Here is a 26,819-nt window from a genome sequence, read left to right as displayed (position 1 = left end):
GTAACGATATAGTTGAATTGGGAAAAATTTTTTGCTATCTGATAGAATTGAAAAAGCCCACCAGACACCTTAAATTGGTTCTGGCAGGCTTTTTACCTTTCATTCTAATTAAAAACTACTAAAAACAATATTCGTTTTTGTCGATTAGCTTTGCAGCTACTACCCTTCTATGTTCTTTTACGTTGAATGGTTCATGTTTTGTAAAACGTTTCATTCCCATCATCATTGCTCTGAGCTCGTCTCCATCAGCAAATGATTGAATAGCGTCTCTACCAGCTTTTCCGATCCTATCAGCCGCATCATATAGGTACACTTTCATCATCGCAATTTGTTCTTCAGTTGCATTTTCTCCTAATTTTTGAATTCTCAGTAATGTAGATTCAGCGATGTAGGTTTCCATCATCATGTCAGCAATGTTCATTAGAACTTCCTGCTCTTTGGCCAATTGTTGCATTAGCGTTTTTGCCGCAGCACCTGCTACAAGTAAAACTGCCTTTTTGAAGTTTGCGATTAATCTTGTTTCTGTGGCATAAGCCGCTGAGTCGTCAAAGTCAAAATCAGGAATCTCCATTAATTCTTCTGCAATTTTCATAGCAGGTGTCATCAAGTCGATTTCCCCTTTCATTGCTCTTTTTAGCATAAGATCAACAGAAAGCATACGGTTAATTTCATTGGTACCCTCGAATATTCGGTTGATTCGGGCGTCTCTATATGCTCTTTCCATAGGAGCTTCTGCAGAATAACCCATTCCCCCATAAATTTGAACACCTTCATCTACTACATAATCCAATGTTTCTGAACCGTGTACTTTTAAAATGGCACATTCAACAGCAAACTGTTTGATACCTTCTAAAGTGGCCTTTTGCTTGTCCATTCCTTCAGAGATTAAATTTTCAATCTCATCTTCTATACTTTGTGAGGCTCTGTATAAAGCAGATTCGGTTGCAAAACATTTGATAGCTTGCTCGGCTAGCTTATATCGAATGGCACCATACTTAGAGATCGCTCTGCCAAATTGTTCTCTTTCATTCGCATAGTTTACAGATCTTGAAATTGCCATTTTCGCAGCACCTAATGCTGCTCCTGCTAATTTTATTCGACCAATATTGAGAATGTTTAATGCAATCATAAATCCTTCCTGTCTTTCCCCCAAAAGGTTTTCTACAGGAACTTTAACGTTATTAAAGAATACTTGTCGTGTTGAAGAGCCTTTAATTCCTAGTTTTTTCTCTTCTGGATTTAAGCTAAGCCCTTCCATGTCTTTTGTCAGAATGAAAGCAGATAGATTGTCATCATCTCCAATTTTGGCAAATACAGTAAACACATGCGCAAATCCACCATTGGTAATCCACATCTTTTGTCCGTTCAAAATATAATGCTTTCCATCGTCAGATAAAACTGCTTTTGTTTTTCCTGAGTTGGCATCTGATCCTGCACTAGGCTCAGTTAAGCAGTAACATCCTTTCCATTCACCTGATGCTAATTTTGGAATGTACTTTGCTTTTTGCTCTTCAGTACCATAATATAAAATTGGGAGAGTGCCAATACCAGTGTGTGCAGATAATGCTACAGCAAATGAGTGTCCTGCACCTGTTACTTCTGCAGTTAACATAGATGTAACAAATCCTTTTCCAAAACCACCTAAATCCTCAGGTACTGATATTCCCAATAATCCAAGGTCCCCGGCCTTATCTAGAAGTGATGGCATTAAACCTTCTTCCATAGAATCTATGCGGTCTAAGTTTGGAAATACTTCTGCATCTAAAAACTCTTTACATGAGTCTGCAATCATGTGTTGTTCTTCCGTGTAATCTTCAGGGATAAATATGTCTTTTGGGTCTGTTTCTTTAATTAAAAACTCTCCACCTTTTGTTCTATTGCTCATTGTTGTAAATTTTAGATGTTTCTATAATAATTCAAAGATTCCTGCTGCACCTTGCCCTGCACCTACACACATGGTTACCATGCCGTATTTGCCGCCTCTCTTTTTTAATTCATTCAATACTTGAACGGTTAGTTTCGCTCCTGTACAACCTAGTGGATGTCCTAAGGCTATTGCTCCACCATTGACGTTCACTTTAGATTTATCCAATCCAAGTTCTCTAATTACTGCCACGGATTGAGAGGCAAAAGCCTCATTTAATTCAATCAAATCGATATCTTCTAGCTTAAGTCCTGCTTGTTCTAAAGCCATCGGGATTGCCTTGATAGGTCCTATTCCCATGATTCTAGGATCTACACCTGTAGCAGCATAAGACACTAATCTAGCTATTGGCTTTAAGTTTAATTCTTTTACCATCTTTTCCGAAACCACTAAAACAAATGCAGCTCCATCATTGGTTTGTGATGAATTTCCAGCTGTTACAGAACCTCCATTGGCGAATACTGGTCGTAACTTCGACAGTGCTTCCACGCTAGTTCCTGCTCTTGGTCCTTCATCAACTGTAACAGTATAATTTCTTTTCTTCTTTTTCCCGTTGTCATAGTAATTTTCTTCTACTTCGATCGGTGCAATGTCATCTGCAAAACGATTTTCAGCTTGAGCTTTCAATGCTTTCATATGCGATTCGTAAGCAAACTGATCTTGCTCCTCACGACTCACATTGTATTCTTTTGCTACCGCTTCTGCAGTCAACCCCATTCCCCAATAGTAAGTGGGATTATCTTTTGCTACATCGGCATTAGGCACAATTCTCCAGCCTCCCATCGGCATGCAGCTCATTGATTCTACACCACCGGCTATTACACAGTGATTCATACCGTTTTTAATCTTTGCTGCTGCAATCGCAATCGTTTCTAATCCTGAAGAGCAGTATCTGTTTACTGTCATCCCCGGAACAGTAATATTGTTTAAACCAATCAGTGAAATTAAACGACCTACGTTAAGTCCTTGTTCCGCTTCAGGACTCGCATTTCCTACAATTACATCATCAATATGGTCAGATGTTATTTGAGGATTGTCCTTCATTAAATGTTTGATTACTTGCGCTGCGATATCATCTGGTCGAGTAAAGCGCAATTGCCCTCTGCCTGCTTTACCTACCGCTGATCGATATCCTGCTACTATATATGCTTCCATGTTGTTGTCTTTTTAAGTTGTAAAAACTTCGATTCAGTTATATTTAGTTTCTAAGAACTTTTCCTTTAGTCACTATACTTTGTAGTCGTTCCAATGTTTTCTTTTTGGTACATAATTCTACAAATGCTTTTCGTTCTAACTCTAATAAGTAGGTTTCAGAAACTTCAGTGATTTCAGATAAATCTCCACCACACATAACGTAACCTAATTTTTCAGAGATTAATGCATCGTGCTCAGAAATGTAGTTTCCTGATTTCATTGAGTTGGCTCCAACGTATACTATTCCTAAACCTTCTTTTCCTAATACTTTGATATCGGTTCGTTCTACAGGTTGGCTATATCCTTTATCTGCCAATGCAATTGCAGCTTCTTTAGCACGCTTCAATTGAAATTCACGGCTTACAACCACTTCATCTACTCCTTCACGCAAATAGCCTTTGTCGAAAGCTTCATATGCAGATGTAGAAACTTGAGCTTGTCCAATCGTCAAGAAACGCTCTCTCATTGCATTGATTCGGATATCTCCTTCTTTCAAACTGTCAGATAATCGAAGAACGAATTCTTTCGTTCCACCACCACCAGGAATCACACCAACACCAAATTCTACTAATCCCATATATAATTCTGCATGAGCGACTACCTTGTCTGAATGCATGCACAACTCGCAACCACCACCCAACGCCATTTGGTGAGGAGCAGCAACTACTGGAATTGCACTGTATCTTATACGCATCATTGTCTTTTGGAATTGAGCAATTGCGAATGACAATTCATCATACTCTTGCTCTACTGCCATCATGAAAATCATCCCTACATTGGCTCCTGCTGAGAAGTTCTGCCCGGTGTTTGAAATTACTAAACCTTTGTAGTCAGCTTCTGCTAAATCAATTGCTTTGTTGATTCCTTGAATCACCTCGGCACCAATCGTATTCATTTTGGTATGAAACTCTAAATTCAAGATTCCATCTCCCAAATCAACGATTGTTGTTCCTTTGTTGCTCCAAATAGTATTAGCAGCTCTTAAGTTATCCAATACCACTAAGTCTTCCGTACCTGGAATAACTTTGTATCCTTTTGAAGGAATGTCATAATAGTATTTCGCTCCGTTTTCTACTTTGTAGAATGTTTTTGCACCGCTTGCTATCATTTCATCAATCCAAGCTGCTGGCTTTTGGCCATTGGCTTTCATCAACTCGACTCCTTTTTCTAAGCCCAGCGCGTCCCAAGCTTCAAATGGTCCTAATTGCCATCCAAAACCCGCTCTCATACCATCATCAATTCGGAATAATTCGTCTGAAATTTCAGGAATTCTGTTCGAAACATATTCAAATAAGCCCAAGAAATTTGCTCTAAAGAAATCACCAACTTTACCGTCAGACTCGATGAGTAGTTTGGTTCTTTCACGAACATCTTCAATTTCTCTAACTTTTCCAATAATGTCGAAGCGAACTTTCGTTTGCTCTTCATAGTCTAGAGTCTCTAAGTTTAGCGACAATATATTGCTTTGTCCGTCTGCACCTTTAACTTTTTTATAAAATCCTTGACCGGATTTAGACCCTAGCCATTTGTTGTCTAATAAATGTTGAACATATCCAGGTATCGCAAACATGTCCTTTGCTTCATCGTCTGGACAGTTTTCCCGTACACCATTTGCTACATGAACCAATGTGTCTAATCCAACTACATCGCAAGTTCTGAAAGTAGCCGATTTAGGACGTCCTAAGATGCTACCAGTTAATTTGTCTACTTCTTCAACTTTAAAGCCCATCTCTTTCACCGTGTGGAACAGATTCATAATGGAGTAAACTCCAATTCGGTTGGCTATAAATGCTGGAGTATCTTTCGCAAGCACTGATTTCTTTCCTAAGAATCGTCTGCCATAGTCCATTAAAAAGTCAACTATTGCTGGATCTGTTTTAGGAGTAGGAATGATTTCTAATAATTCTAAGTATCTAGGTGGATTGAAAAAGTGGGTTCCTAAGAAGTGCTTTTGAAAATCCTCGCTTCTTCCTTCTAACATCATATGAATTGGAATTCCTGATGTATTCGAAGAGATAATGGTTCCTTTTTTTCTGAATTTTTCTACGTTGTCAAAAACGATTTTTTTAATGTCTAATCGCTCTACCACTACTTCTATTATCCAATCTGCTGATGCAATATCTTTCATATTGTCATCCATATTTCCTGTGGTAATTCTTTTGGCGAAAGATTGCCTATAAATAGGAGATGGGCTAGATTTTAAAGCCGCCATCAACGCCTCGTTGACTATCCTGTTTTTTACTGCGGAATCATCTAGTTTTAACCCTTGCTTTTCTTCCTTAGCTGTCAGTTCTTTTGGAGCAATATCCAGAAGCAGAACTTCGAGACCAATATTTGCGAAATGGCAAGCAATCTGTGAACCCATTACTCCTGAGCCTAAAATTGCTACCTTTCTTATTCTTCTTGTCGCCATAAAATATTAATTTTTAGGTTATTTAGTTTCTTTATAATTAGCTATTAAATCATTGATATTCCCCATTACTTCAAAATACGTTTCCAACTTCTTTTGAGGAATATTTTTGATAATGTATTCATTCAAGTCTTTTACCACTTGCTTGGCAATTTGTTTTTTACGCACTCCTTCTTCTGTGAGGTGAATCCTTACCATTCTTCCATCTGATTTGTCACCCTTTCTTTCAATAAGTCCGGAGTTTTCCATATTCTTCAATATCCGACTCAAACTAGTTGCTTTCATTCCCATTAATGGAGCAATTTTTGTGGCTGGAGTCCCAGTGTAGTCTTCAATATTTAAGAGGACAAATCCCGTAGCTTGAGTTAATCCATGCTCAGCGGCAATTCCATTGTATAAATTGGTCAATGCATGCCAATTTACTTTGATGTGGTAATCTACAGTTTCGTTTGGTTTCATCTATTTGACTTGAATGGAAACAAATATAACAATTTTATATTATGCATGCATAGTAATGAGGGGTTATTTTAAAAAAAATCCCTTCTTAAAATTTTTTAAGAAGGGATTAATTAGCTTACCTATAGATGGCTTCGATTTGATCGAGGTACTTAGCCTTAACTACGGCACGTTTGATTTTCATTGTTGGCGTCATTTCTCCAGAATCTATTCCCCAAACATCGGGAACTAGGATGAATCGTTTCACTTGCTCATACTTTGCAAATCCTTCATTGTAAAAATCTACTTCCTTTTGAATTCGATCAATTATTCTCTGATTCTTTACAATGGATGCATTATCAGTAAAGGGTATGTTTTTTCTTTTGCAGTAATCTTTCAAGAAGTCGAAAGCAGGTTGAATAACTGCTGAAGGGTGTTTTTCTCCTTCTCCCACTACCATTAGCTGCTCAATAAAGGACGATTCCTTCATTTTGTTTTCAATAACCTGTGGCGCAATGTATTTACCACCTGAGGTTTTGAAGGTCTCCTTCTTACGACCGGTAATTTTTAAGAAGTTGTCTGCGCTTAGCTCCCCAATGTCTCCCGTTTTGAAGAAACCATCTTCGGTAAATACTTCTGCTGTTGCTTCGGGCTTCTTGTAGTAGCCCATCATTACGTTCGGGCCTTTCACCAAAATTTCTCCGTCTTCTGCAATTTTTACAGTTACATCATCTAAAGGACGTCCAACAGTCCCAATTCTTACACCATTATTTTCTTCACAGTTTACTGAGATTACAGGGGAGGTTTCTGTTAAACCATATCCTTCCATCACTGGAATTTGCGCAGCTAAGAATATTCGAGCCAAACGAGGTTGTAATGCTGCTGCACCTGAAGCTACTGCTAGGGCATTCCCACCCAAAGCTTCTCTCCATTTGCTAAAGATGATTTTGTTCGCCAATTTCAGTTGGAAATTAAAGAATGGATTGTTTCCTTCAATTTCATATCGTTGCCCTAAACCAACAGCCCAAAAGAACAATGCTCTTTTAATTCCAGTTAGTTCCATTCCTTTGGCCATGATTTTATCGTAAACCTTTTCCAATAATCTAGGAACGGCTGTAAATATCTGTGGCTTTACATCTTTTAAATCGTCGCCAATGGTTTCCATCGACTCTGCATAATAAATAGATACACCCACGTAAATGTACATGTATGCCACCATTCTTTCGTACACGTGGCACAATGGCAAAAAGCTTAGGGCTCTGCTGTTATGGTCGCAAGGCAGTCTTTTTCGGGAGGAAAGAGAATTGGAAACTAAATTTTTATGCGAAAGCATTACTCCTTTTGGTCTTCCAGTTGTCCCTGAAGTGTAAATTAAAGTCGCTAAATCTTCCGTTTGTATACCATCCATTATGGTTTGAACAGCACTAAAGTCACCATTGGCGTCTAACTCTAAAACTTCCTTCCAGTTTTTGGCGCCTGTTACTTGATCAAAAGTATAAACACTTTCTAGTGAAGGAACTTGACTCTTAATGTTGCTTACTTTTTGAAATAGGTCGGCATCCGAAACAAAGCAGCATTTAATTTCGGCATCGTTCATAATGTAGGCATAGTCATCCTCTGTGATGGTAGGATAAATAGGAACACTAATTCCACCCATTTGGGTAATTCCTAAATCGGTGATGTGCCATTCTGATCGGTTATTGGAAATAATGGCAATTTTATCGCCAGGCTTTAACCCCATTTTTAGAAAGGCCATACTCATTTTCTGACCCATCGAAATGAATTCGTCGGTGCTAATTTTCTCCCACTTTCCATTAACTTTTGACGTTAATGAATCTTCTTTTTTATAGTTATTCTGCTGATGATAATGCAGATCAAATATTCTTGTAAGTTGCTTTTCCATCTTCACGAGTGATTTATTTTGCATAAATATATCACTTTCTAATGATAGTTTTGTGAAACGCAAATGTGAAGAATTATGAAAAAAGTAGACTATTGGGTAGATCATCTTGATTTATTGCCACATCCTGAAGGAGGATTTTTTAAAGAAGTGTATCGGTCCGAAACTACTGTTTCGGCTGATATTATGGAAGCAGGGATGAAAGGCGATAGAAGTCTGGCGACTGGAATTTATTTTTTAATCACAGCAGGAAATTTTTCTGCTTTTCACCGAATAAAATCTGATGAAATGTGGCATTTCTACTATGGTGATCCTTTAATTGTTCATGTAATAGCATTAGACGGAAGTTATACTAAACTCTCTATTGGGTTAGATTTAGAAAAGGGGCAAACACCACAAGCAATAGTTCCTGCAGGAGCTTGGTTTGCTAGTGAATCTTTAGGAACTTATTCTTTAGTCGGCTGTACCGTTTCTCCAGGGTTTGATTTCAAGGATTTTGAATTGGCGAAAAAGGCGGAGTTATCGCAAGAATTTCCAAAGCATGCTGAGTTGATTGGAAGGTTCTGTCGGGAGTAAGAGTATGTGAAACAAAATAAAAAAGCCACACAGTTTCTGAGTAATCAGTTTTCTGAGTGGCTTTTGAATTATATGATTTGTTGTTTATTCTACGATCACTTTAATCGTCGTGCTCAACTGCTCTCCGTAACTTTGGTGATAACCGTCAGCAAATTGCATGGTTAATGTATGCTCACCTTTTGGCAATACCAATTCCGTTTCAGTTTGCCCTTGTCCATAGTGTATGTTTAATGAATCAGCAGGAACAACAGTTCCTCTTTCTAAAGCAGCACCATCAATAATGATGTGGTGGTGTCCTTTGCCTGCATTTAGAGCACCGGCAGGTTCTACTTCCATGCCCTCTACACCAAATTGAATTTTTACTGGTGATTTTACTTTCTGACCATCTGTTAGGTTAACGAAGAAGACTTTAGCTCCCTCAGGAATAGCTACCGGTTCTGAATCAGCGGCTTTTTCCATCATCGCTTCATGGTCATGACCTGCATGATCATTGTGCATTTCTTCACTTTGCATTTCTTTTTCTTCAGTTGCTTTTGGTGTCTCTCCACAAGAAGCTACAAATAAGCCTAAAGCAATTGCTAATACATTTATTTTTTTCATAATTGTTGATTTTATATTTTTTCTAAAATTAGGCAATAAATTATTCCTGCAAGAATGCTTCTTTTATGCAGGTTGAACAACTTGCTGATTTATTCTTGTTCAAAAGAATGAGTGAATTCTCTGGTCAATTTAATCTCTTCTAATGGGAAAAAGTTCACTTTCCCAAAGACTTCATACTTTCCTTTAGTTAATTTATTACTTACCAAATTGCTAAAAGCATAATTAGGTTGAATTGTAAAAGGAGATTCTATAATAACCCCATTTAACTTCACGGAATCTATTTTTATAAATCGTTTATCTTGGAGTTGAATTCCTGGAGAGTTTAACTGTATTTTAAAAGTGTCATTATTACTTTGATTAGTAAATATCTTATGTGTTAGGAATTTCATATTACAACCATCAATTCCAGATGAAAGACATCGCTGTGAAAGCTGATTAAGAAAGGCAATATTTAGTTTCATTAGATAACTGTTATCATTTGAGACTCCATCAATTTCAAAATTCCAGAGCGAATCGGAATTACAACCTGCATATTTAATTGTTTGAATTAGAGTGTCTCTAAGATTTTTGTAATCAGTTAATAATTGCTTTAGGGTATCCTTGTATTGAGAAATTTCAAAACTATCTATTCTGTCCAAAAAGTGCATGGAGCTCTCAAAATTAGCTACAGATAGTTTATAAAAAGGTCCTGTTTTTTCAGGATTTTCATTGAAACTGTATTCAATTTCATTACGATGATCCATTGCTGATTCAAGAGCTAAAGAGATGCTTTTGTTTGTTATTTCTTCTAAAAGGACATTCTCATAATTATTCGAACAACTAACTAGAACACTAATCAGCATTATCTGAGCGATCTTTTTCATATTGCTAATTTTTAGTTTCACTCTCCCCAAACCACTTCACCACCAACAACCGTATACACTACTTTTGTTGACAATATTTCACTTTCTTTTACCGTCATTAAGTCTTTGTCGAGCAGAATAAAATCGGCATACTTTCCAACTTCTAAGCTTCCTTTTTCGTTTTCTTCAAAACTGGCTATTGCCGGCCAAATGGTCATTCCTTTCAAGGTCTCTAAACGACTTAAACCCTCGTCAGGTAAAAAGCCTTGCACAGGTTTGCCTTCTGTGTTTTTACGCACCACTGCAGTGTAAAAGGTCAATAAAGGATCTATTTTTTCAATTGGGAAATCTGTTCCTAACGGCAATAAGCCATTCTGTGAAAGCAAGGTTTTAAAGGCATAAGCCCCTTTCAAACGCTCTGCGCCTAATCTATCTTCTACCCAACCCATATCCGAAATAGCGTGTGTTGGCTGCACCGAAGGAATGATAGTGTACTTTCTAAACAATTCCATGTCATCTGGATGAACGATTTGGGCGTGCTCGATTCTCCATCTTCGGTCGTTGACTTGTTTTAATGCATTTCCATAAATGTTTAACATCAGTCGGTTGGCGTCGTCTCCAATGCAATGTGTATTCATTTGCAACCCTGATTCATATATCTTATGTGCCATGTCTTGTAAGTAGGCTGAATCATTCAAGAATAGTCCCGAATTGGTGGAGTCATCAGAATACGGCTCGATCAATTTTGCTCCTCGAGAACCCAAAGCCCCATCAGCAAAGAACTTAATCGCACCAATGTGCAAACGATCTGTTTTGTATGCAGAATCCAATAAATACTCAGCTAAGTTTTCTTCTGAAGGTGTCGCCATTCCGTAGATGCGCATTTTTAGTTTCCCTGCTTTCTGTAAGTCATCGATGAGGTGAATCATCTTGTTTTCTAACATGGCATCAGCCACCGTAGTCAACCCTTTTTCGAAACACTTTTCTTGAGCGGTCAATAATGATTTCTGATCTTCTTCATCGGAGTATCGAGGTAATTTTTGCTCCACATAGGTAATCGCCATGTCTACTAAAAGACCTGTTAATTTACCGTTCTCTTTTTTGAAAATTCCACCTTCTGTAAAGGTAGTTTCATTGACTTCTGCCATGTCTAACGCTGCTTGATTGGCAACAGCCGCATGAGAGTCTACACGTTTTAATAGAACCGGTGTATTCGGGAAAAGACTGTCTAATTTATGTTTGCTAGGGAAAGCTTGTTCCGCCCATAAGTTTTGATCCCATCCGTTTCCACCGATGAATTTTAAGGACTTTCCTTTGGCGAAGTCTACGACTCTTTGCACGGCTTCGTCCCAACTTTTAGCACCTGAAAGGTCGACTTCCTGAAAAGAACGTCCGTACCAAAAAAAATGACAATGTGCATCGTTGAAACCTGGATAAACTGGTCGAGTGCCTGCATCAATGGTTTTTTCACCAAAGTATTTATTCATGATCTGGTTCTCTGGTCCGATGGCGATAATTTTTCCATCTTTTATGGCCATAGCTTCCGCCATAGAGTTGGATTCATCCATGGTGTAAATGGTTGCGTTATGAATAATTAAATCGACTGTTTCTGATTTATAGCAAGATGTCATAAAAAGAGAAGAAATTAAAATGAGTATCAGATTTTTCATCGGATAGATAAGTTGAATTTTTGATTGATTTTATTAAAATCAATACATGAAAAAATAAGTGCAAATAAAAAGGGCAAAAATGGGACTTTATATCGAACTACAGCGCCCAAAATAGGTGTTGTCCATCCGATAAGTGTTCCTAAAATCAATGTAAAAAACAATCCAAAAAACAAAAAGTTAAGTTGATTGGCCTTTGGCTTCTTAAAAAAGAAAAGCATTGTAACGATTAGTATCAATAGCAATAGGTTTTCAACTGCAGCAAGCAAATAGAAAATAGAATGAACTTCAGTGATGAAGGGACGAAAAAGCACGTTAATCAATACTTCAGGAATGGCAATCAAGGCCTCAGTTGGTGTTTGTATGGAAGGAGTGGAAATAGCGCTGCCTGCTCCATTGATTTGAGCTACATTGTAAAACGCTGTTTGCTTTTGCTGCAACAAATCAAATAAGTCAAATAAGTGAAGTTCTCTGAAAAAGACGAATATTATAAAGCCTGAAGTGATGATGCTTAAGTAGGAAATAATAGGTTTTAATTGGGTAAATCTAACTATCACTGCTGCTATGATTGCAGGAATTAGGGATAAAAATACGTAAGGCTTAATAATAGTTAGCAATGCTATTCCAATCATGAGAAAATAACTGTATCGAATGGAAGGGTTGGATAACCATTTAAAGAAGGTAAAAGAGAAAAATCCTAATGAAAAGAGTAGAAATCCTTCTTTTAAAATACCCGAACCCCATAAAAGCGTTGAAGGAACCAGAAAGATTGCAAAGTACAACACAAATGCTGGTAGATCCAATTGTTTATGGATTGTTTTGTACAATGCCACCAGCCCTATAAAGGATAGAAAATTGATGAATAAAGTATGTAAGTGTATAAATCCATGAGAAAAATAACTGGTTAGGAAGTTAAACCGAATCATAGTCTGATTATCATTCAAAACACCGAAGTTATAATCTCGATTCCAGTGCATAGTGTCATGCATAAGAGATGTTATTTTTTCGTCCTCTATCCCAAAAAAGAATTTAAAAGCTAATACTGGTTGATCACGCAATTGGAGGAAAAGTAGGTAGCCATCATCGTAATATTTGTAGATGTCAGCATTTGCACGTTCAGTAAATACATAAGTGTATAGCCCCCACAAACCTATTCCAACAGCTACTTTAAGAAAAAAAGTACCCACCACTATGCTAGAGGGAATTCCAACTAGTCGAAAAAAATCGAAAGATTTAATGATCCATGCAAAGCATATCGCAAAGAGGATAAATACTAAAATTTGAATCACTAAAGTCATGATTCAAAAGTAATTTAAAAATAGTAAGTCATAAGTGAAAAATATGCATTAAATGGGTTGGTAGATGGGATTCAAAATTTTACTTTTGCAGCTTACTAACCAGCCCTTCACAAAATGGAAGATAATACATTGAACGAAGCAACCGTAGAAACGGCAATAGAATTAGGATTAAGACCTGAGGAATTTGATAAAATCAAGGAAATTTTGGGACGTACACCCAACTTTACAGAAGTAAGTATTTACTCTGTGATGTGGTCGGAGCACTGTTCTTACAAAAACTCCATTACTTGGTTGAAGAAATTACCAAAAGAAGGCCCACATATGTTGGCCGAAGCTGGAGAAGAAAATGCTGGATTAGTGGACATCGGTGACGGATTAGCTTGTGCATTCAAGATTGAATCACACAATCACCCGTCGGCTTTGGAGCCATTTCAAGGTGCGGCTACAGGTGTAGGTGGTATCAACCGTGACATTTTTACCATGGGGGCTCGTCCAATTGCACAATTAAACTCCTTACGTTTTGGTTCTATCGATTCTGACAGAACCAAGTGGTTATTGAAAGGAGTGGTAAAAGGTATCGGAAGCTACGGTAATGCATTTGGTATCCCTGTAGTGGGAGGAGAGGTGTTCTTTGACGAGTGCTACAACACCAATCCATTAGTAAACGCTATGTCTGCAGGAATTATGAAAGCAGACAAAATGATTTCTGCTACTTCTTACGGATTAGGTAATCCAGTTTATATTGTTGGATCAGCTACAGGTAAAGATGGAATCCATGGAGCAGCTTTTGCTTCGAAAGACATCACCGAAGAATCTGCAAATGATTTGCCAGCTGTTCAAGTTGGAGATCCTTTTCAAGAGAAATTATTATTGGAAGCTTCATTAGAATTGGCTGAAACTGATGCAATCATTGGAATGCAAGATATGGGAGCTGCTGGAATTACTTGTTCTACTTCAGAAATGAGTGGAAAGGAGGGATTCGGAATGAGGATAGATTTAGATAAAGTGCCTACCCGTCAAGAAGGCATGAAGCCATTTGAGATTTTGTTATCAGAATCTCAAGAGCGTATGTTAGTAGTGGTGAAGAAAGGTAGAGAAGCTGAGGTAGAAGCTATTTTTGACAAATGGGATTTGAATTGCGAGCAAATTGGTGAAGTGACCGAAGGCGGACAATTGGAATATTATATGGGAGGTCAATTAGTTGCTCATGTTCCTGCTGAATCATTAGTATTAGGTGGTGGAGCTCCAGTTTATGAAAGAGAATATAAAGAACCTGCTTATTTTGCAGAAAATCAGAAGTTCAAAATTGAGTCTATTGAAGAGCCAAAGGACCTTAAAGAAGTGGCTTACTTTTTAATCAATCATCCAAACATCGCTTCTAAGAAGTGGGTGATTGAGCAGTATGACACAATGGTAGGTACTATTAACATGAGTGCAAACAAACCAACTGATGCAGGTATTGTAAACATCAAAGGCTTGAACAAAGCTTTGGCCTTTACAGTAGATTGTAACGCACGTTACGTTAATGCTAACCCAGAAGAAGGTTGTGCCATTGCAGTTGCAGAAGCAGCTAGAAACATTGTTTGTTCTGGTGGAGAGCCTTCAGCAATTACTAACTGTTTGAATTTCGGAAATCCATACAACCCAGAGGTATACTGGCAGTTTGTGGGAGCGATCAAAGGAATGAAAAAGTCTTGTGAGAAGTTCCAGACACCAGTAACGGGTGGAAACGTAAGTTTCTACAACCAAAGCATGCAGAATGGAGTAGATGTTCCAGTTTTTCCAACTCCTACTATTGGTATGATGGGTATTGTAACTGATAAGAAATTCATCACTTCATTGGCTTTCCAAAACGAAGGAGATTTAATTTATATGATTGGTGGAGCTCAAAACGATATCAGTTCATCTGAATATTTATATGCTTACCATAAAGTGAAGCAATCACCTTCTCCATACTTCAATTTGGATGAGGAGCATGCATTGCAAAATCAAGTGAAGACGTTGATTCAAGCAGGTATGTTGAACTCAGCACATGATGTCTCAGATGGTGGTTTATTCATTACTTTGTTAGAAGCAGGAATGCCAAATGGATTTGGTTTCTCTGTAGAAACTGATAGCGACTATAGAAAAGATGCATACTTGTTCGGAGAATCTCAAAGTAGAGTAGTGGTATCCATCAATCCTGATAACCAAGATGAGTTTGTTGAGCACATGGTAGCTTCTGGATTAGAGTATACTTTCTTAGGAACTGTAGAGGGTAAAGAAATGCTTATCGATGGAGAATCATTTGGAACAGTAGCTGATGCGAAACACCAATTTGAAACCGCTTTAGAGAACAGATTGAATAGCTAATTCAGTCCTATACATAGAATTTTAAAAGAGCATTCTTCCGAAAGGAGGGATGCTTTTTTATTAGCTCCATTTTCTATAAATAATTTATTCTCTTATCTTTAGAGTTATGGAAGACATCGAAAAGCATTTGGGAATAAAAGCTTGGGCTGAGGAAGACCGACCTCGAGAGAAATTACTCTTGAAAGGAAAAACAGCATTGAGCGACGCAGAATTGATAGCCATTTTAATTGGTTCAGGAAGTCGTGATGAAACGGCTGTTGAGTTGTCCAAACGAATTTTGTCAGCAGCATCTAATAACCTCAATCAATTGGGGAAAATGAGCATTGTGGACCTCCAAAAGTTTAAAGGAATAGGAGAAGCCAAAGCAATTTCTATTGCTGCTGCATTAGAGCTAGGGAGAAGGCGAAAAGAAACTGAGGCTGTAAAACGAGTGAAAATTACAGCCAGTTCTGTCGTGTTTGAGAACATGAGAGAGGTGATGGAAGATTTGCCACATGAAGAGTTTTGGGTGTTATTATTGAATCGTGGAAATCAAATATTGGAGCGGGTTAACATTAGTAAGGGTGGTGTTAGCCAAACGGTAGTAGACTCTAAAATAATATTTAAAATGGCTATCGATAAATTGGCATCTTCCATTATTTTATGTCACAACCACCCCTCAGGGAATTTAAAACCTAGCGATGCCGACATTCAATTGACCAAAAAACTAAAAGAGGCTGGAAGAATCCTCGATCTTCCTATATTAGACCATTTGATTTTCGCCGACAATACTTACTTTAGCTTCGCAGATGAAGGCTTGCTATAAATGATATTAATCTACACGCATAAAATTACCAATAGAGTTCAGTACTCACTGGAATTAGTTTTTGAAACCATTTTAGGCTTAAAGATAAAGCTTACTTCTGAAAAGCAGGAGTTTGCAGATTTTAGCGGCCCAAAAATTTCCTATTGCTATCGTCCAGTTGCTGAGGAATTACACTTTGCAGCTGTCGATTTTTTGTTTCAAAACGGAATAGAAGAACAAGAGTTGAAGGTGTTCGATGTAGACGGTTATCCTGCATTTTTTAAAACGAATTCCAACTCAGAATTGCCTTTTGATGTTTTTGCATTGTCTTTCTATTTGGTTTCTAGATATGAAGAATACTTGCCTCATATTCGTGACGTTTTTGATCGATTTGATCCCAAAGAAAGTATTGCCTATAAAAATCGATTTATTAAACGACCATTAGTTAACCTATGGGCGCAACGCCTTAAAGTGATTCTCGAAAGTAAATTTCCTGATTTGGATTTTAAATCTAGAAATTACCAGTTCCTACCTACATTAGATGTAGACAATGCGTTTGCCTACCGACAAAAAGGAGTAGTACGCACCATTGGAGCCTCTTTGAAATACTTGTTTAAGTTTCAATTTTCAAAATTGGTTCGACAGTTAAAAGTGGTGTTTGGGTTAGCGCACGATCCTTATGATACTTTTGAACATCTCAATGAAGTGCATGCAGAATATAAGCTGCATCCCATTTATTTTTTCTTAGTGGCAGATTATGGGTTCAATGATAAAAATGTACCCATAGAAAGTCGAAGTTTTCAATCGGTGATAAAATCTACTGCTGACGAAGCAGAAATTGGAATTCATCCTGGTTATGTGTCCAATGAGAATGTCGCGAAATTGGAGAAAGAGATCAAGCGGTTGGCAGGTGTGATAAAAAGGGATGTCACTAAAAGTAGACAACACTTCTTAAAATTGACATTGCCAGAAACCTATCGAAATTTGATTCATTTTGATATGAAGGAGGATTATACAATGGGTTATGCTGCAACAGTTGGCTTTAGAGCCAGTATTTGTACGCCCTTTTACTTCTATGACTTGGATTTGGAAGTAATAACAGACCTTAAGGTATATCCATTCTGCATTATGGATGCAAGTTTAAAGTTTTACTATAATTACACCATTGAAGAAGCAAAAGAAGCGATTGATGAAATGGTAGATGCGGTTAGACAAGTGGACGGGACTTTCATTAGTTTATGGCACAACGAGAGTTTGAGTGATGAAGACATTTGGGTAGGCTGGCGCTCCATTTATTCTTATTTGTTAGAAAAAGCTTCTGAAAAATAGTCAAAAAATAAAAAATTGGACAAAGAATAGGATGCTCCACCAATAAATTAGGCATCTTTGTAAAAAATATATCAAAATGGCCAAAGTTAAAATACTAGATAAAGAACTTTCGATTGTCAGCCAATTTATGGCTGAGATTAGAGATGTTAATATACAAAAAGACAGCATGCGATTCAGAAGAAATCTTGAACGGGTGGGCGAAATTTTTGCGTATGAGATCAGTAAAACAATGGCTTTTGAGAAAAAGGAAGTTCAAACGTCTTTAGGTCTATCTAATGAATTTGTGTTCAAGCACCAGCCTGTTATTGCTACTATTTTAAGAGCAGGGTTGCCATTACATCAAGGTTTGTTAAATTATTTTGATGCGGCTCAAAATGGATTTATTTCTGCTTACAGAAAACACCACAAGGATGGTAGTTTTGATATAGAGTTGGAATATCTAGCTTGCCCTTCTATTGAAAAGAAAACTTTAATTCTCTCCGACCCGATGATCGCAACTGGCTCTTCTATTGTGTTGGCCTACAAAGCATTGTTGTCTAAAGGTAAGCCTGAACACGTTCATTTAGTATCTGTAATTGGTAGCACAGAAGGTCTAGAGTATGCAAAAAGAAATCTTCCAAATAATGTTACTATTTGGATGGCAGCATTGGACGAGGAATTAACAGCTCAGTCCTATATTGTTCCTGGTTTGGGAGATGCAGGAGATTTAGCATTTGGCGAAAAAGAATAATTCATGTCTAAATATGAACATGTTTTTTTCGATTTAGATCGAACACTATGGGATTTTGAAAGAAATTCTTTAGAAACTATAAACGACTTGTATCACGAATTTGAACTGGGGCATAAAAGTGTTCCGAGTTTTGATGAATTTATGAGCGTTTATAGAATAAAGAATCACGACTTGTGGGCACTTTATAGAGTTGGAAAAGTCACTAAAGATGAACTAAGGCAGCTGAGATTTCATCATGCACTTCAGCACTTTCATATTGATGATGAGAAAATGGCGTTAGAGTTCAATGATCGATATGTAGAGACTTGTAGTATAAAGCCTCATTTATTACCTGATGCGCTGCCTGTTTTAGAATACCTAAATGAAAAGTATCACCTACACATAATTACAAACGGATTTAAAGAAGCTCAATTTGTAAAGTTGAAAAACTCTGGAATTGATCGATTTTTTAAAGAAGTGGTCATCTCAGAATTGATCGGGAAGGCAAAGCCACATGAGGATATTTTTAAACACGCATTTGATCGCAGTGGTGCTGCTGCTCATCACAGTATTATGATCGGCGACGATTTTGAGGCAGATATTGTTGGAGCAAAACAAGCAGGAATGGACAGTGTTTACTTAGCTGATTTTCCTAAGAAATCAATAGTAAAACCAACACATCACATTAAAGGATTGATTGAGCTGAAAGGGATTTTGTAGTGAATTATTGAAATTCACCAATCACATCAATTCCACCAGTGACTTTCTGCTCAAGTGCTACATTGATTTTAGTTCCAATTGGAAGAAATAAATCAACTCTAGATCCGAATTTAATAAAGCCGCATTCTGAGCCTTGCTCTACTTTATCACCTTCTTTACCGTAGAATACGATTCTTCTTGCCAAAGCCCCTGCAATTTGTCTAAACAAAACACTACGACCTTTTGAATCTTCTACTAACGCAGTGGTTCTTTCATTCTCCGTAGAGGATTTTGGATGCCATGCTACCAAGAATTTCCCTGGGTGGTATTTGAAGTTTTTTAAAGTTCCTGCAATTGGGTATCTATTGTTATGCACATTTATCGGAGACATGAAGATAGAAACTTGAATTCTCTTTTCATTGATAAATTCAGTCTCTTGAACCTCTTCTATTACTACCACTTTGCCATCGCAAGGAGAAATAATGTGATTGTCATTAGGGGTTACCGTTCTACTCGGACTTCTAAAAAACTGAAGAATTACAACAATTAAAAAGGCTGAAATAGCATAGCCTAAATAGATTACCCAAGGGTATTGACTAAAAAAATAATGTGTAATTGCTGTAATAATAGCTGATACAATTAACACTAATATAATGCTTGGATATCCTTCTTTATGAAATGTCATCTGATAAAAAAATGAGTTAGGTGTGCAAGGTACTAAAATGCAAATATAAATCGTAAATAGGTATAAACGATAGGTGCCGCGATAAAAATACCATCAAAACGATCGAGGAGTCCACCGTGGCCAGGGAGTAATTTGCCTGAATCTTTGATATTTAAACTTCGTTTAAAGAGAGATTCTACTAAATCTCCGAGTGAGCCAAAAACGACTACTAGTAACGCAACAATAATCCAATTGAATAAACTTAAGTCTGTGAATATTTGTGCATTTAAATATCCAACCCCGATTCCTAGAACAGCACCACCCAATGAACCTTCCCATGTTTTCTTTGGTGAAATTCGTTCAAAAAGTTTGGTACGTCCTAATTTTCTTCCCACTAAATAGGCTCCTGTGTCATTCGCCCATAAAAGAAAAAAGAAGCCTAAGACAATTTGATAGTTATACGCTCCCCCAAATTGATTGTTTTCGATAAAGGAAAGTTCATATAGCAATGTCATCGGGAATGCGATGTAAACAATTCCTAATAAGGTATAGGAAATGTTGCTAATCGGATTTGGCTTATTCCTGAACAACTCGATGATGAAAATAGAAAAGACAATTGGAACCAATAAGAAAAGCGTAGTGTTGGCTAATTGCGATTGATTAATGAAAACCGAAATTGTGAAGTAAGATAGAGAACTGATAATTCCTACATTTTTTTGAGGAGAACACTCTCCATCTTTAAAGAAATTATAAAACTCTCTAGTTCCCAATAGAATAATAAAGAAGAATAGTATGGCTGAAGCATATTCGCTGAGTACGATTGCTCCTAAAAGCACCGCAACGAAAATTATTCCTGTAAGAGCACGTTGTGTAAAATTATTCAAATCGGGCTTTTTCAATTAAGTGTTTAGCACGAATAACATCATGATTCCGAACGTATAACTCTACATCTGCATTGGTTAAATGCAGATGCATGGAGTCAGTTTTATTCATTAGAATGGATTGGATAGAATGTTCGTCCAAAAGGCCTTTGTACATTTCAACAATATATAGTTGAGAGGCTCCTGCAATTTTTACCCAATCGTTTTCCATGTGATTAGCTATTCTTTTCTTCAGATATTTCTTCCTCTGTTGGCTCTGTTAATTTCTTCTGATCACTATTTTCTGCGCTCAATGCTATCGCTTTTGCTTTTTCATTATCAGAAATAGTTTGTTCTAAAAGTTTCTTTTCTTCACGCTCCGCATCAAATTCAGCCGGGCGTTTCCCGAAAATGCGTTCTACATCCTCTTTGAAGATAACTTCTTTTTCTAACAGTAGCTCTGCCAATTGAGTTAATTCTGCCTTGTGTTTTATCAGAATATCTTTTGTTCTTATATATGCAGCTTCGACAAGTTTGCTAACTTCTTCGTCAATAGTTTGCCCCGTCTTTTCGCTATAAGGTTTACTAAAACTATACTCACTTTGGCCGGTAGAATCATAGAATGAGATATTTCCAATCTTGCTATTCAATCCATAAATGGAAACCATGGCATATGCTTGTTTGGTGATTTTTTCCAAGTCGCTTAACGCACCAGTAGAAATTTTACCAAAAATAATTTCTTCTGCAGCTCTTCCACCTAAGGCAGCACACATTTCATCGATCAATTGCTCGGTGTTGGTGATTTGTCTTTCTTCGGGTAAATACCATGCAGCTCCTAAGGACCTTCCTCTAGGAACTATTGTCACCTTTACCAATGGGTTGGCGTATTTTACTAACCAACTTACTGATGCATGACCAGCTTCATGAAAAGCGATAACTTTCTTTTCCTCACTGGTGATGATTTTATTTTTCTTCTCTAATCCGCCAATTACACGGTCAATGGCATCTAAAAAGTCTTGTTGATCTATCGCTTTTTTATCTTTTCTTGCAGCAATTAATGCCGCTTCATTACAAATATTGGCAATGTCTGCACCAGAAAAGCCAGGAGTTTGTTTTGATAAAAATTCGATATCAACAGTATTGTCAATTTTTAATGGCTTCACATGAACTTTAAAAATCTGCTTACGCTCATTTAACTCAGGTAAGTCTACACTAATTTGACGGTCAAAACGACCTGGACGAAGTAATGCCCTATCTAAAATTTCGGCACGGTTAGTCGCTGCTAAAATGATGATTCCAGAGTTAGATCCAAATCCGTCCATTTCAGTTAATAACTGGTTCAATGTATTTTCTCTTTCGTCGTTAGATCCTTGCGCTGCACCTTTACCTCTTGCTCTACCGATGGCATCGATTTCATCGATAAAAATGATAGCAGGCGCTTTTTCCTTCGCTTGCTTGAATAAGTCCCGTACTCTTGAAGCACCAACTCCTACAAACATTTCAACGAAATCAGAACCTGATAAACTAAAGAATGGAACTTGAGCTTCACCTGCTACTGCTTTAGCTAATAAGGTTTTACCTGTTCCAGGAGGGCCTACTAATAATGCTCCTTTTGGGATTTTAGCTCCCAACTCAGTATACTTTTTAGGATTCTTTAAAAACTCAACGATTTCTTGAATTTCCACTTTTGCTTCATCCAAACCTGCTACGTCATTAAAAGAAACCTTTACGTTTTTTTCTTTATCAAAAAGAGTCGCTTTAGACTTTCCTATGTTGAACAATTGTCCACCGGGGCCACCACCTGCACCACCTGACATTCGACGCATAATGAATACCCAAAGGCCAATCATAATCACGATTGGTAGAACCCAGCTGATTATTTCTCCAGTCCAATTTTTACGTTGGTCATATTCTGGATTGACTTGTGCAGATTCTGGAAGATCCTCCTGTACTCGATTTAAATCTCTACTGAATTGGTCTACAGAGCCAATAGTTAAATAGAACTGCGGTCCTGTAGCATCTGAGAAAGTTCCCTTTTTTAGGTCTTTGTATTTATCACTCTTTAATGCTTCGGCACTTAAAAATATTTCAACTTTTAGCTCATTATTCACCACTACTAATCTGCTAACTTCTTGCTCTTTGAGCATTTCATTGACAAATCTATCCCAAGTCACTTTCTGAGCACCTGAACTATAGTTGAATAAATTTAATGCTATTAGTAAAACACCAACCGTTACATAAATCCAATAAAAGTTGAATTGTTTCTTTGGTGGTTTCCCTTTTTGTTTTTTCTTCTCTGTCATGTTAAAATGGGGGTAGTGATACTTTTTAGATTGTAATCTTAATTTATACTTGGTATTTCTTGAATGTCTGCATCTGCCCAAAGTCCTTCAATATTAAAAAAGGCTCTGGTTTCTTTTTGGAAAATGTGAACCACTACATTAACGTAGTCCATTAAAATCCATTCTGCATTATTCGTACCTTCAATGTGCCACGGCTTTTCGCCTAGCGCTTCTCTAACTTCTTTTTCGATAGAGTCTTTAATGGCTGAAACCTGGGTGTTAGATGTTCCGTCGCAAATGATGAAATAATCCGTTACGGCTGCGTCTATATTTTTTAAATTTAGACAAGTGATGTTGTCTCCTTTTTTTTCTTGTATGGCTTTGATGATGTTTTCTGTCAACAATTCGGATTCTCCTACAATTCTTTTCTTGGTCATTATGAGCTATAAAATTAATTCACAAAAGTAACGAAATTTAGTATAGAAACGCTTAATATTGTCTTCTTCAAATCCTTTGTATTATGATAGATAGGCAATTCTTTGGAGGCCAACTCATAGAAATTGACGAAGTTGATTCAACCAACTTGCATGCACAACGCATGTTAAAAAAACAAAAAGTTGTTGAAGGTACTGTCATTAATGCAAAACACCAAACTCATGGAAGGGGGCAAATGGGTACGAAATGGTATTCCGGAGAAGGCCTAAATCTAACGTTTAGCGTCATTTTATTTCCTAAATTTTTAACCTTAGAAAAGCAATTTTACCTCAGTAAAGTCATCGCGATTGGGATGGTAGAGGCTATTGAGAAGCTGTCCATTTTCAATGTGAAAATAAAGTGGCCCAACGATATTTACGTTGGAAAAGATAAGGTGGCAGGAATATTAATTGAAAACTCAGTTCGTGGACAAGAAATTGAACACTCAGTTATTGGGGTTGGGGTAAATATTAATGAGCAAGATTTTGGAATTTATGGACTTGGTGCAACTTCACTCTCGATGGAGGCAGGAGAGTTGATAGAAACAGGACATTTATTGCAATCATTGTTAAAAAGTATGCAAAAGTGGTATTTAATGCTGAGAGCCGAGAAGTACTTTGAAATTGACGATGCTTACCATCACCGATTGCTAAACTATAATCAATGGGCGTATTATGAAAAAGACGACCAAGTAATTAAAGCCAAGTTAGTCGGCGTAAAAAATTATGGAAATGTAGTATTAGAAAATGAAATTGGTGACCTATCCGAATACGGGCTGAAAGAACTTAAATTTATAATTTAAGCTCTCCAGCTTTTGCAGTTAGCATATTGAAAAAGTTACTCAATGGCTTTTCAATCATCATCTTCATGAAAGGGTTGACATCTCCGTCAAAAATGATTTGAGTCTCTGCGCTATCTGCTGATTTTTCCTCAATTAGGATATTCAATTTGAATTTAAACGGAGCTTTGCCGAAAGATTCAATATTGATCTCATTATTGGGTTTGCGATCAATTACTCTAAGTCCTATAGAGGCCATCCCTTTGATACTGAATTCGCAGCTGTCACTGTCGGATTTCCAGTTGTCAATTTTGCCCTCAGGCATTAATTGTTCAAGATTGTTTAAATCTGATAAAAAATTAAATAATGCTTGTTGACTATTGGGTGAAGCTACTTTAGCTGTTTCTATTTTCATATTTTTTTATTGTTTCCAGGTAGAAGGGTTTTCTCTCCATTCCTTAAGTGAGGATATTTCATGCTTCTGAATATAGGAAGTTTCTACGGCAACTTCCAATAAAGCTTCATAATCTGTTAAAGTAATCAGGGGACATTTATAGTCTTTGAAATTATTTACTGCAACGTCGAACCCATAAGTGAATATAGCAACCATACCTACTACGTCAGCTCCAGTAGTCCTTAATGCTTCAACCGCCTTTAAACTGCTCATTCCTGTGGAAATGAGATCTTCTATTACCACAACTTTTTGGCCTTTCTCCAATACCCCTTCGATTTGGTTCTGTAGACCATGTCCTTTCGAAGAAGAACGAACATATATCATTGGAAGTTCCATTTCTTGAGCGATGAGCGCTGCAAGGGCAATTCCACCAGTGGCAACACCAGCTATTACATCAGGAGTACCATACTTTTCTCTAATTTTTTCAACGAAAATCTGTCGAATATAGGTTCGTATTGGAGGGTATGAAAGTGTTTTTCTATTGTCACAATAGATAGGTGACTTCCATCCTGAAGCCCATGTAAAGGGTTCAGCATTGTTCAATTTTATTGCTTTTATTTGTAGCAAAAATTCTGCGACCTTTAACGCAGTATCATCCGTAGCATTCATATTGACAAATGTATCAAGTTTTTATTAATCAGTCTTCCATTACTTTTCAACATTTTGATTCCTTTTCAGATCGTCTTAAGAATTATCTTTACATTAACTATTCCGATTTAAGTGAGTTAGAAGAGGCTGTGGATTTATTAAAAAATAGTAAGAATGCCCTGCATTTGGTTTTTTTAATGAAAGAAGTAGAAATTCAATGGGAATTATTTAAAAGACAATTCGAAATAGTAGAGGCATCTGGTGGAATTGTATTTAACCCTTTAAACGAAATGCTTTTTATTTATCGTTTAGGTAAATGGGACTTACCTAAAGGAAAGGTAGAGAAAGGAGAAAGCTATGATGATGCAGCAATAAGGGAAGTAGAAGAAGAATGTGGATTAGTTGATGTTTTATTGGAAGAAAAACTAATGACGACTTACCATGTTTATTGGGTAAATGAACATCAGATTTTGAAACCTACTCACTGGTTTAAAATGCGTGTAGAGAGAGATCAATTATTGACTCCTCAGGAAGAAGAGGGCATTGAGCAGGTCTGTTGGGTTGCTCCAATTGGAATGGAACCTATCATGAATAACACCTACGCTTCTATTGAATCACTGCTGAAAAACATTACTTCGTAACCTTATAAAAGTAATCCCCAATAGTTTCTGGATTGGGCGCTTGGCTAGATTCTATTTTTCCTTTCGGATTTATAATGATATATGTAGGAATCGTGAAGACTTGATAATCTTCTTTTACCTCAAACTGATTACCATAATGTAAAGAAGTCCACGTATAATTATAACGCTTGTTTGCTGCTTTAAAATCTTCAAAATTATCGTCTAAGTTGATACTGATGAATGCAATTTTATCGCCAAATGTTTTATGGAGGCTTTTAATAATTTGCATCTCTTTTACGGAAATCAATGACCAACTTGCCCAAAAGTTTAAATAGATATATTTGCCTTTAAATTCTTTTAATTGATGTAACTCTTTATTGACATCATACAGGCTAAAACTGGGAGCGACATTGTCATTTCCATAGAATTGAATTTTCTTTAGGATATTACCAGCAATGATTTTATTTTCTTTTGTAGCTCCATTTTTTGAAATTTGCCTTAAAATATCTTGGGCGCTTTTTTGATTAAATACTTTATCGAAATAAACATCAAAAATACCATAGAGTAGGTACAATTCTGCAAAGGATGCATTTTTGACTTTTATTTGTTCTTGAATATATTTATTAGCTGATATTAAATCATTTTCTAAAGTTAGATACTTAAGTAGTTCTGCTCCTTTACTGCCCAGTATCAATTTCTTGAAATGATTGTCATAGAACTGCGTATAAAAAAGCATATACTCTTTGTGATTATATAAAATAGGAGAGTCACTTAAATAATTTGCTGTTAGTTTTTGTTTGTTGTAAAAGGAGGCATCTTGCAGGCTGGCACAAGCGTATTTTACATAAGCCAACATGAATTTATCTCGAGAGTATCTTTGATCCGAGTTGACTTGATCTACAAATTCATCTATTTGTTTTTGAGCTTGCCTGTTAGCCATTAAAACCGCATTTTTTTCAAAAAATGCAGCGTAATCATTGTTGAACTTTTTAATTAATTGGTTAATGTCATCTGGTTGCGGAAAGCTAAAGCTTAAACTCAATTCCTTATCATATATTTTACCTCTGTTCCATTCTTCATCAAAACTTAGACTAATGTTGTATACCTTACCCGCTGAGATGTAAAACGAGGTGGACTTATCTTCAATAGTAAGAGTTATTTGAATCACCTCCTCGGTTTCCAATTTAAATTTAAATTGATTGTCTTTTATAGTGGCAGTTCCTAATTTCTCTGTAGTATTCGTGATGTAATCTTGAATAGCAGTTAAGCGAATAGTTTTTCCTTCAAAGCCTTTTGCATTCCCTTGAATTATGGTTTCACTTGAGAAACTGAAGTTTACAATTAGAAGTAAAATTGTAGTTGAGAAGATTTTAATCATAG

At 36.8% G+C, this 26,819-nt stretch carries 25 protein-coding genes; 8 read left to right on the top strand and 17 right to left on the bottom strand.

Going from position 1 to position 26,819, the window contains the following annotated elements; translation table 11 throughout:
• Positions 1-118: 118 nt before the first annotated feature.
• The 5 genes from GQN54_RS07925 to GQN54_RS07905 form a co-directional block, all read right to left on the bottom strand.
• Positions 119-1,885 carry an acyl-CoA dehydrogenase family protein gene (locus tag GQN54_RS07925; RefSeq protein WP_160632990.1) on the bottom strand — a complete coding sequence of 589 codons (1,767 nt, stop codon included), beginning with the start codon at positions 1,883-1,885 and terminating at the stop codon, positions 119-121.
• A gap of 21 nt (positions 1,886-1,906) precedes the next feature.
• Positions 1,907-3,079: an acetyl-CoA C-acyltransferase gene (locus GQN54_RS07920; RefSeq protein WP_160632989.1), complete on the bottom strand. Its 1,173-nt coding sequence runs from the start codon at positions 3,077-3,079 to the stop codon at positions 1,907-1,909.
• Positions 3,080-3,122: 43 nt separating this feature from the next.
• On the bottom strand, positions 3,123-5,531 hold the full coding sequence (locus GQN54_RS07915; protein ID WP_160632988.1) for a 3-hydroxyacyl-CoA dehydrogenase/enoyl-CoA hydratase family protein: 2,409 nt from the start codon (positions 5,529-5,531) through the stop codon (positions 3,123-3,125).
• 18 nt (positions 5,532-5,549) lie between these two features.
• The gene (locus tag GQN54_RS07910; protein ID WP_160632987.1) at positions 5,550-5,987 is read right to left on the bottom strand and encodes a MarR family winged helix-turn-helix transcriptional regulator; all 438 of its coding nucleotides are present in this window, start codon (positions 5,985-5,987) and stop codon (positions 5,550-5,552) included.
• Between the two features lie 115 nt (positions 5,988-6,102).
• Positions 6,103-7,866, bottom strand: a complete 1,764-nt coding sequence (locus GQN54_RS07905) for an AMP-dependent synthetase/ligase (protein WP_160632986.1) — start codon at positions 7,864-7,866, stop codon at positions 6,103-6,105.
• Between the two features lie 75 nt (positions 7,867-7,941).
• Between GQN54_RS07905 and GQN54_RS07900 the strand changes: the two genes are divergently transcribed.
• Positions 7,942-8,439, top strand: coding sequence for a cupin domain-containing protein (locus GQN54_RS07900; RefSeq protein ID WP_207554856.1), 498 nt, complete (start codon positions 7,942-7,944; stop codon positions 8,437-8,439).
• Positions 8,440-8,523: 84 nt separating this feature from the next.
• Here GQN54_RS07900 and GQN54_RS07895 read toward each other — a convergent pair whose 3' ends face one another.
• From GQN54_RS07895 to GQN54_RS07880, 4 genes are all read right to left on the bottom strand, one after another.
• Positions 8,524-9,039: a DUF4399 domain-containing protein gene (locus GQN54_RS07895; protein WP_207554855.1), complete on the bottom strand. Its 516-nt coding sequence runs from the start codon at positions 9,037-9,039 to the stop codon at positions 8,524-8,526.
• Between the two features lie 89 nt (positions 9,040-9,128).
• Positions 9,129-9,902, bottom strand: a complete 774-nt coding sequence (locus GQN54_RS07890; RefSeq protein WP_160632985.1) for a hypothetical protein — start codon at positions 9,900-9,902, stop codon at positions 9,129-9,131.
• 17 nt (positions 9,903-9,919) lie between these two features.
• Positions 9,920-11,551 (bottom strand): amidohydrolase, encoded by a 1,632-nt coding sequence (locus GQN54_RS07885; RefSeq protein WP_160632984.1) that lies wholly within the window; start codon positions 11,549-11,551, stop codon positions 9,920-9,922.
• Positions 11,548-12,846, bottom strand: a complete 1,299-nt coding sequence (locus GQN54_RS07880; protein ID WP_207554854.1) for a hypothetical protein — start codon at positions 12,844-12,846, stop codon at positions 11,548-11,550. Before GQN54_RS07880 ends, GQN54_RS07885 begins: the two co-directional genes overlap by 4 nt.
• Positions 12,847-12,960: 114 nt before the next feature.
• Here GQN54_RS07880 and purL point away from each other — a divergent pair, with 114 nt between their 5' ends.
• The 5 genes from purL (at position 12,961) to GQN54_RS07855 (ending at position 18,740) form a co-directional block, all read left to right on the top strand.
• Positions 12,961-15,198, top strand: a complete 2,238-nt coding sequence (gene purL / locus GQN54_RS07875; protein ID WP_160632982.1) for a phosphoribosylformylglycinamidine synthase subunit PurL — start codon at positions 12,961-12,963, stop codon at positions 15,196-15,198.
• A 106-nt stretch (positions 15,199-15,304) separates the two neighbouring features.
• A complete protein-coding gene (gene radC / locus GQN54_RS07870) occupies positions 15,305-16,003 on the top strand; it encodes a RadC family protein (protein ID WP_160632981.1) in 699 nt (232 codons plus the stop codon).
• Positions 16,004-17,311 (top strand): polysaccharide deacetylase family protein, encoded by a 1,308-nt coding sequence (locus GQN54_RS07865; RefSeq protein ID WP_160632980.1) that lies wholly within the window; start codon positions 16,004-16,006, stop codon positions 17,309-17,311. It begins immediately after the preceding gene.
• A gap of 76 nt (positions 17,312-17,387) precedes the next feature.
• Positions 17,388-18,041 carry a uracil phosphoribosyltransferase gene (gene upp / locus GQN54_RS07860; protein WP_160632979.1) on the top strand — a complete coding sequence of 218 codons (654 nt, stop codon included), beginning with the start codon at positions 17,388-17,390 and terminating at the stop codon, positions 18,039-18,041.
• A gap of 3 nt (positions 18,042-18,044) precedes the next feature.
• Positions 18,045-18,740: a YjjG family noncanonical pyrimidine nucleotidase gene (locus GQN54_RS07855; RefSeq protein ID WP_160632978.1), complete on the top strand. Its 696-nt coding sequence runs from the start codon at positions 18,045-18,047 to the stop codon at positions 18,738-18,740.
• Between the two features lie 4 nt (positions 18,741-18,744).
• On the opposite strand, the gene GQN54_RS07850 is transcribed toward GQN54_RS07855, so the two are convergent.
• Genes GQN54_RS07850 through rsfS form a run of 5 tightly spaced genes read right to left on the bottom strand, consistent with a single transcriptional unit; the run spans position 18,745 to position 22,962 of the window.
• Positions 18,745-19,404 (bottom strand): phosphatidylserine decarboxylase family protein, encoded by a 660-nt coding sequence (locus GQN54_RS07850; RefSeq protein ID WP_160632977.1) that lies wholly within the window; start codon positions 19,402-19,404, stop codon positions 18,745-18,747.
• Between the two features lie 32 nt (positions 19,405-19,436).
• Positions 19,437-20,267, bottom strand: a complete 831-nt coding sequence (locus GQN54_RS07845) for a phosphatidate cytidylyltransferase (protein ID WP_207554853.1) — start codon at positions 20,265-20,267, stop codon at positions 19,437-19,439.
• Complete coding sequence (locus GQN54_RS07840) at positions 20,260-20,475, bottom strand: putative signal transducing protein (protein WP_160632975.1); 216 nt, start codon at positions 20,473-20,475, stop codon at positions 20,260-20,262. Before GQN54_RS07840 ends, GQN54_RS07845 begins: the two co-directional genes overlap by 8 nt.
• Before the next feature lie 4 nt (positions 20,476-20,479).
• Complete coding sequence (ftsH, locus tag GQN54_RS07835) at positions 20,480-22,546, bottom strand: ATP-dependent zinc metalloprotease FtsH (protein WP_160632974.1); 2,067 nt, start codon at positions 22,544-22,546, stop codon at positions 20,480-20,482.
• A 38-nt stretch (positions 22,547-22,584) separates the two neighbouring features.
• Entirely contained in the window at positions 22,585-22,962 is a 378-nt protein-coding gene (rsfS, locus tag GQN54_RS07830; protein WP_160632973.1) for a ribosome silencing factor, read from the bottom strand.
• A gap of 83 nt (positions 22,963-23,045) precedes the next feature.
• Between rsfS and GQN54_RS07825 the strand changes: the two genes are divergently transcribed.
• Complete coding sequence (locus GQN54_RS07825; RefSeq protein WP_160632972.1) at positions 23,046-23,801, top strand: biotin--[acetyl-CoA-carboxylase] ligase; 756 nt, start codon at positions 23,046-23,048, stop codon at positions 23,799-23,801.
• Here GQN54_RS07825 and GQN54_RS07820 read toward each other — a convergent pair.
• Positions 23,791-24,192, bottom strand: a complete 402-nt coding sequence (locus tag GQN54_RS07820; protein ID WP_160632971.1) for a hypothetical protein — start codon at positions 24,190-24,192, stop codon at positions 23,791-23,793. The genes GQN54_RS07825 and GQN54_RS07820 overlap by 11 nt on opposite strands.
• Before the next feature lie 6 nt (positions 24,193-24,198).
• The gene (pyrE, locus tag GQN54_RS07815; RefSeq protein WP_160632970.1) at positions 24,199-24,840 is read right to left on the bottom strand and encodes an orotate phosphoribosyltransferase; all 642 of its coding nucleotides are present in this window, start codon (positions 24,838-24,840) and stop codon (positions 24,199-24,201) included.
• A gap of 8 nt (positions 24,841-24,848) precedes the next feature.
• On the opposite strand from pyrE, the gene GQN54_RS07810 reads away from it, so the two are divergent.
• Positions 24,849-25,460 carry an NUDIX hydrolase gene (locus tag GQN54_RS07810; RefSeq protein WP_160632969.1) on the top strand — a complete coding sequence of 204 codons (612 nt, stop codon included), beginning with the start codon at positions 24,849-24,851 and terminating at the stop codon, positions 25,458-25,460.
• Here the strand turns inward: GQN54_RS07810 and GQN54_RS07805 are convergent.
• A complete protein-coding gene (locus tag GQN54_RS07805) occupies positions 25,450-26,817 on the bottom strand; it encodes a TlpA disulfide reductase family protein (protein WP_160632968.1) in 1,368 nt (455 codons plus the stop codon). The genes GQN54_RS07810 and GQN54_RS07805 overlap by 11 nt on opposite strands.
• Positions 26,818-26,819: the final 2 nt, after the last annotated feature.

This window comes from Acidiluteibacter ferrifornacis, from assembly GCF_009909615.1.
GTDB classification, from domain to species: Bacteria; Bacteroidota; Bacteroidia; order Flavobacteriales_E; family Vicingaceae; genus Acidiluteibacter; species Acidiluteibacter ferrifornacis.
This window is presented reverse-complemented; position numbering and strand designations above follow the sequence as displayed.